Raw genomic sequence first — 8,187 nt, forward strand, 5'->3', positions numbered from 1 at the left:
GTGATTAAGCTGCCAGCCGGCCAGATTGATGCTGAAGCTCCTCTCGAGGATTACGGGATCGATTCTATCATGATCATGCATGTAACGGGTCAATTAGAAAAAGTATTCGGTTCTTTGTCCAAGACGTTGTTCTTTGAATATCAGGATATTCGCTCATTAACACGGTATTTTATTGATTCCCGCAGAGAAAAACTGCTGGACATCTTGGGAATTGAAACAGGAAAACCTTCTGTTGAAAGAAAATCAGAACCTGAAAAACAAGAAATCCCAGTTACCCTAAGAAAGTCTGGATTTCTTCCTTTGCGAGATAAAGAGCAGAAGCAGTTAAGAGAGAAGGAAACGGAAGAAATCGCGATCATCGGTATCTCAGGTCGCTATCCACAGGCAGACAACATTGATGAATTGTGGGAAAACCTGAGAGACGGTCGAGAATGTATTACTGAAATTCCTGCAGACCGCTGGGATCACAGTCTTTATTATGATGAAGATAAAGACAAGCCTGGAAAAACCTACAGCAAGTGGGGAGGCTTCTTGAAGGATGTAGACAAGTTTGATCCTCAGTTTTTCCATATATCGCCGCGTGAGGCAAAATTAATGGACCCGCAAGAGCGTTTATTTTTGCAGTGCGTGTATGAAACGATGGAAGACGCAGGCTATACAAGAGAGCACCTCGGCCGTAAGCGTGATGCTGAGCTTGGCGGAAGCGTCGGTGTTTACGTCGGTGTCATGTACGAAGAATATCAGCTGTACGGGGCACAAGAGCAGGTGCGGGGAAGGTCTCTGGCTTTAACGGGAAATCCATCATCCATCGCGAACCGGGTATCTTATTATTTTGATTTTCACGGACCGAGTATTGCATTAGACACCATGTGTTCTTCTTCTTTAACGGCTATCCACTTGGCCTGCCAAAGCCTGCAGCGCGGAGAGTGTGAGGCGGCATTCGCGGGCGGCGTGAATGTGTCAATCCATCCAAATAAATATTTGATGCTCGGGCAGAACAAATTTATGTCCAGCAAAGGCCGGTGTGAAAGCTTCGGACAGGGCGGAGACGGCTATGTGCCGGGGGAAGGCGTTGGAGCAGTGCTTCTGAAGCCATTGTCTAAAGCAGTTGAAGATGGTGATCACATTTATGGAATCATTAAGGGGACTGCCATTAACCACGGGGGAAAAACAAACGGATACTCAGTGCCCAATCCGAATGCCCAAGCAGATGTCATCAAAAAGGCGTTTGTGGAAGCGAAGGTTGATCCGCGGACAGTCAGTTACATCGAAGCCCACGGCACGGGAACCTCTCTCGGTGATCCTATTGAAATCACAGGGCTGTCCAAAGTGTTTACGCAAGAAACCGATGACAAACAATTTTGTGCAATAGGGTCAGCCAAATCAAATATCGGGCACTGTGAGAGTGCGGCAGGTATCGCAGGAGTAACGAAGGTATTGCTCCAAATGAAATACAGGCAGCTTGCGCCTTCCCTGCATTCAAACGTGCTGAACCCGAATATTGATTTCCTTAACTCGCCGTTTAAAGTACAGCAAGAGCTAGAAGAGTGGAAGAGGCCGATCATCAGTGTCAATGGCAAAGACATCGAATTACCGAGAATCGCAGGAGTCTCTTCATTTGGTGCCGGGGGTGTGAACGCCCATATTTTAATAGAAGAGTATGCTCCGGAACCTGTGGAGGAACGTTTACCAGCGAGGAAACAGCCGGCTGTCATTGTGCTCTCAGCAAAAAATGAGGAAAGACTTCAGAAACGCGCAGAGCGATTGCTGCATGCCATTCGTGAACAAACATATGTTGAAGCAGATTTACACCGAATTGCCTATACGCTGCAAGTCGGCCGGGAAGCGATGAACGAACGGCTGGCGTTCGTTGCGGAAACGATGCAGGAGCTTGAAGAAAAGCTGTATGAATGTATCTCCGGAACAGAAAATCGTGAATATGTCTATCGCGGACAAGTAAAGAGCAACAAAGAAGCCATTGCTGCTTTTGCTGCTGATGAGGATATGTCAAAAACAATTGAGGCATGGCTGCAAAAAGGCAAATATGCGAAGGTTTTAGACCTATGGGTAAGAGGTTTGCGCATCGACTGGAGCACGCTATATCAGGATCAAAAACCGCGGCGCATCAGTTTACCTGTCTATCCTTTCGCAAGAGATCGCTATTGGATAGACGTACATGCAAAGGCTGAGGAAAAAAGAACGGAGGAGCCATTCGTCCCGGTACAGCCTGTCCTTCCAAAGCCGTCTGTAGTCAGAGAAGCCAGCGGCAAGCCTGCCAATATTACGTTACAGCCTTTAATGACCAATCAGGATCGTTTAGAGCGTGTTCCATCAGATACAGAAACAGAGACGATCACGGCGGAAGCCTTGTGCGATGAACTGACAGCGGGCTTAGCGGAAGTGCTGTACATGGACCAAAACGAGATTGATCCAGACGAAGCATTCATAGATATCGGTATGGACTCGATTACCGGGCTCGAATGGATAAAAGCAATAAATAAACAGTATGGCACATCACTAAATGTCACAAAGGTATATGATTATCCGACAACACGTGATTTCGCTGTTTACTTATCACACGAGTTAAGCACACAAGCTGGGGAGAAAAAACAAACGGAGACGTACACGCCGATCAGACAAAAAACAGCGGTACCTGCTGCTAAACCGGCTAATATATCTCTGCAGCCGTTAGAACATCATCAGCCATTGCAAGAGGAAGCTGAAGAAACGATTCAATATGCAGCGGCAGAAATATCTGCATCAAGACAATATACTGTAGCAATTGAAACGCTGCATGAAAATTTGAGGGAAAGCATAGCAGACGTGTTATACATGGAGCCATACGAGGTGGATATTGACGAAGCGTTCATAGATATCGGAATGGACTCGATTACCGGACTCGAATGGATAAAAGCGGTGAACAAGCAATACGGAACGTCTTTTACGGTAACCAGAGTATATGATTATCCAACGATACGTGATTTTGCCGAAATGCTAAAGTCCGAGCTTGGAACTCATCTTGATAGAAAGATAGAGCATACTGACTCTTTCGAAGCAGCCCAGCAAAAGCCAGCAGCATCATCTAATCCAAAGCCGGCAGAACGGCCCCTTCAGCCTGTTCAACATCCAATAAAGAAAGAACATGTGAAGAAAACGGTTCCTGTTCATCAAGACCGCCCGGAGGATGCGATAGCGATTGTCGGGATGTCGGGAAGATACCCGGGCGCTCGTAATGTAAGAGAGTACTGGGATAACCTGGTTCATGCGAGAAATGCCATTCGGGACATTCCAACATCACGGTGGGATGTAGACAAATACTATGATCCTGTCCTAAACAAAAAAGGGAAAGTCTACTGTAAATCAATGGGGATGCTGGATGATATTGAACATTTTGATCCATTGTTTTTTAATATTCCGCCATCAGAAGCGGAACTGATGGACCCGCAGCATCGAATCTTTTTGCAGGAAGGCTATAAAGCCTTTGAGGATGCCGGATATAATGCCCGAACATTAAATGAGAAAAAATGCGGCGTTTATCTTGGGATTATGAGCAATGAATATGGAGTTATGCTGAATCGGCAGGCAAGAGCAAATGCCACCGGGAACAGCTTTGCGATCGCTGCGGCGCGTATTCCGTATTTTCTTAATTTAAAAGGGCCAGCGATTCCTATTGATACCGCATGTTCATCTTCATTGGTCGGCACACATTTAGCGCGCCAGGCACTTATAAACAAAGAAATTGATATGGCGCTGGTCGGCGGGGTCAGCTTATACCTGACGCCGGAATCTTACATGAGTATGTGTGAGGCCGGCATGCTTTCACCTGATGGACAATGTAAAGCATTTGACAATAGCGCGAATGGTTTTGTGCCCGGCGAGGGTGCGGGTGCGCTGGTTCTGAAAAGGCTGAAAGATGCAGAAGCGGACTGTGACCATATTTATGGCATTATCATTGGCTCGGGTATTAATCAGGACGGGAAAACAAACGGAATCACGGCACCGAGTGCAAAAAGCCAAATGGATCTGGAAAGAGACATATATGAAACATACGGCATACATCCTGAGAGTATCAGTTATGTCGAGATGCACGGCACAGGAACAAAACAAGGCGATCCAATTGAATTAGAAGCTCTGTCCACCGTATTTCAAGAAAAAACAGACAAAAAGCAGTTTTGCGCAATCGGTTCCGTCAAAAGCAATATTGGTCATACATCCGCGGCGGCAGGAGTAGCCGGGGTTCAAAAAGTGTTATTGTGCATGAATCATAAAACACTTGTGCCGACATTGAACTTCACGACACCGAATGAGCATTTTGAATTTGAGCATTCTCCTTTATACGTAAATACGGAGCTTAAGCCTTGGGAAACGGCTGATGGAAAACCGCGGAGAGCATGTGTGAGCTCCTTCGGATATAGCGGAACGAATGCCCATATTGTGATAGAGGAATATCAGCCTGACAAGAGGAACGATCGATTAACAAAGCAGCACCGCTCAGCATTATTTGTACTCTCAGCGAAAAAAGAGAAGCAATTGAAGGCCTATGCGGAAGCAATGAAAGATTTCGTAACTTCCAATGAAGATATCGATCTGGAGGATATGGCATACACACTTCAGACGGGCCGGGAAGCAATGGATTATCGCATGGCGTTTTTGGCGGATTCGAGAGAAATGCTGATCAAAACTTTAGATGATTATTTGGCTGAAATGCCGAACGGCAGCATATTTGCTGCTCACGTGAAAACGAAGAAGAGCGAAATCAAGCTGTTTGAAACGGATCATGATGCCAAAGCATTGCTGCAAACATGGATAGAGAAAAAAAGGCTGGAGAAAGTAGCAGAGCTATGGGTGAAAGGGCTGCAGATAGATTGGAATGAGCTTTATGGAGAATACACGCCTCGCCGAATCAGCCTGCCTGCATATCCGTTCGCGGAAGAGTATTACTGGCTGCCAACTCAAGAAGGTGAACCCGAAACCATTGCTACAGCTCTGCCTCAATCCGAACTGATGCCAAAGCGCTGCTTTCTGCGTAAACAGTGGCAGCCTTGTCCGATTGAACCGGCAGAAATGACGAATCAAACCGTCGCCATTTTGGCAAATGAGGAGACAATGGCATTAGCGGAAGAGCTTTCGACGTATTTCTCGACATACCGTATATTTGACAGTCAAGAGCTGGAGCGGGTATCTGCTGCTGACTATGAACACGTTGCTGGAGCAATCGATCTGATCGGGTGCGGAACGAGCCATGAGCATTCTATGGGCTGGATAAACTGGCTCCAAAAGCTGATCGAGCAAGGACGTACAAGCAAGCATCATTTGACGATCTTGGGTGTAACAAAGGGGCTGGAGGCCTATGCAAATGAAGGAGTTCTTTTGTCTGGTGCTTCGCGGGCCGGTTTATACCGCATGCTTCAAAGCGAGTACAGCCATCTTACTTCAAGACATGCAGATATGGAATGCGAAACCTCTTTTGAGGAGCTGGCCAGACTGATTGCAGCGGAGTTTTATGCCAAGAGCACAGAATCAGAAGTCTGTTATCGAAACGGACAGCGATATCGCGCATATTTGACAGAGCAGCCAGCAGAAGCCGCTCTAAGTCATAAGCAAGTATCGTTTTCAACAGACAAAGTCCTGCTCATTACAGGCGGGACAAGAGGTCTCGGCTTGCTGTGTGCGCGGCATTTTGTGAAAACATACGGCGTTAAGCGGCTGGTCCTTATCGGCCGTGAAGAGCTTCCGCCGCGTGACCAGTGGAATTCGGTAAAAATGGCCTCGTTTGCCGAGAAAATAAAAGCCGTTCAAGAGCTAGAAGACATGGGTGCGCAAGTTCAGGTGCTGTCTCTGGATCTCACAGACAGGGTTGCTGTCGAACAGAGCCTGAAGACAATACACGAAACAATGGGGGCGATTGGCGGAGTCATCCATTGTGCCGGGATGGTGAACAAACAAAACCCGGCTTTTATCAGAAAATCACTAGAAGAGATCGGACAGGTGCTTGAACCGAAAGTTGAAGGTCTGCAAACGTTGTTTGACCTGCTTCAGGATGAACCATTGGCGTTTTTCACCTTGTTTTCATCAGTATCAGCGGCCATCCCTGCACTAGCAGCAGGACAAGCTGATTACGCGATGGCAAATGCTTTTATGGATTATTTTGCGGAGGCTCATCAAGATAAATGTCCCATTGTAAGCATTCAGTGGCCTAACTGGAAGGAGACCGGTTTAGGCGAGGTTCGAAGCAAAGCTTTAGAACAAACTGGATTGATCAGTTTGACAAACGACGAGGGATTACAGCTGCTTGACCAGATTCTATCAGACAGACAGTATGCTGTCGTGCTGCCGGCAGTACCAGATACAAACGTTTGGAAGCCGGATAAGCTGATGCAGCCGTCATTGCCTGTCGAAGCTCTCTCGCATCCTGAGACGAAAGAGAAAACCGGCACTCGCAACCTGTTCCCTGAAACAGTCGACTGGCTCGTAACTCTTTTTTCAGATGAACTGAAAATAGCTGCAGAAGACTTTGAAACTGATGAACCTTTCCAAGAATACGGAATCGACTCGATTATATTGGCCCAGCTGGTACAGCAGATGAACCAACAATTAAATGGAGATATTGATCCGTCAATTTTGTTTGAATACCCGACAATAGAATCCTTTGCACACTGGCTCATTTCGAAATATGACATATCAGCTGTTTTACAGCCATCTGTTCCTGAGAAACAGACACCTCTCAAGCCGCAATCAGCAATGAAACAGAAGCTGGTGCCAGAACAGCGGCCGCAACAGATAAGCCATGAAAAAACGGCACTTCTTGCTGAGGACATCGCTATCATCGGTCTTAGTTGCAGGTTCCCAGGAGCAGAAACCCTAGAGGAATACTGGGAACTAATACGTGATGGACGGTCTGCGATTGCGCCTATTCCGCCTGAACGATTCGGGAACTCCAGCTCAAATTACGCGGGCCTCATTGATGAAATGAACCAATTTGATCATGATTTCTTCATGATGTCCGAAAACGATGTCAGAGCGATGGACCCTCAAGCTTTGGCTGTATTGGAGGAAAGCTTGAAACTGTGGTATCACGCCGGTTATACAGAGAAAGAAGTGAAAGGCATGAGGGCTGGTGTTTATATAGGAGGCCGCAGCCAGCACAAGCCTGATCCGGTCAGTCTTTCAAAAGCAAGAAATCCGATAGTCGCTGGCGGACAAAACTATTTAGCAGCTAACATCTCACAATTTTTTGACTTGAAGGGACCGAGTATTGTCCTGGATACCGCTTGTTCCTCTGCGCTGGTGGGGCTGAATATGGCCATTCAGGCTCTGCGAAGCGGAGATATTGAGGCAGCGGTTGTAGGCGGCGTCAGTTTGCTTGATGCTGATGCGCATCGAATGTTTTATGAGCGCGGACTTTTATGTGACAAACCGTCATTCCATATTTTTGATAAGCGGGCAGACGGTGTCATTTTAGGAGAAGGCGTGGGCATGGTTCTCGTCAAAACCGTCAGCCAAGCGGTTGAAGACGGAGATTCCATATATGCAGTCATTAAAGCCGCTGCGATTAATAATGACGGAAGAACGGCAGGCCCATCATCTCCGAATCTCGAGGCACAAAAGGACGTCATGCTGTCAGCGCTTGAAAAAAGCGGCAAAAAGACTGAAGAGATCAGCTATCTCGAAGCGAACGGATCGGGGTCGGCAGTAACAGATTTACTTGAATTAAAGGCAATCCAGTCCATTTACCGTTCTGAATCAAAGGCTCCGTTAGGGCTGGGATCGGTGAAACCTAACATCGGCCATCCATTATGTGCAGAGGGGATTGCGAGCCTGATTAAAGTAGCTTTAATGCTGAAGCATAGACAATTGGTTCCGTTCCTGTCAGGTAATGAAAATATGCCGTATTTTGATATAGAAAAAACAGATTTGTATTTCAGCAGATCGCAAGCCGAGTGGAAGGAGACAACGCCGGCTGCGGCAATTAATTGTTTTGCAGATGGCGGAACGAACGCCCATCTCATTATAGAAGCCTGGAATGAATCGGTTGCTCGTCCAATTAGAAGAAAACCTCTGCCTTTGCCGGAATTAAATAGGCAGCCCGTTTTAATCAAACCATCAGCTCAAAACGTGCAGGAAAAAGTGCATTCAGACACAGGGGCTTCTAAAGATATGTTTTGGAAAACTTTCAAATAAGAGAGG

At 46.7% G+C, this 8,187-nt stretch carries 1 protein-coding gene (only partly in view); it reads left to right on the top strand.

Features of this window, described 5'->3' with window-relative positions:
* Positions 1 to 8,181 carry the 3' portion of a polyketide synthase PksL gene (gene pksL, locus FB592_RS09910; protein ID WP_141949468.1) on the top strand. Its footprint begins 5,436 nt before the window's first position, so 8,181 of the gene's 13,617 nt are visible here — the last part of the coding sequence; its start codon lies beyond the left edge, outside the window; the stop codon is at positions 8,179 to 8,181.
* Positions 8,182 to 8,187: the final 6 nt, after the last annotated feature.

The sequence above is a fragment of the Bacillus sp. SJZ110 genome, from assembly GCF_006715455.1.
GTDB classification, from domain to species: Bacteria; Bacillota; Bacilli; order Bacillales; family Bacillaceae; genus Bacillus; species Bacillus subtilis.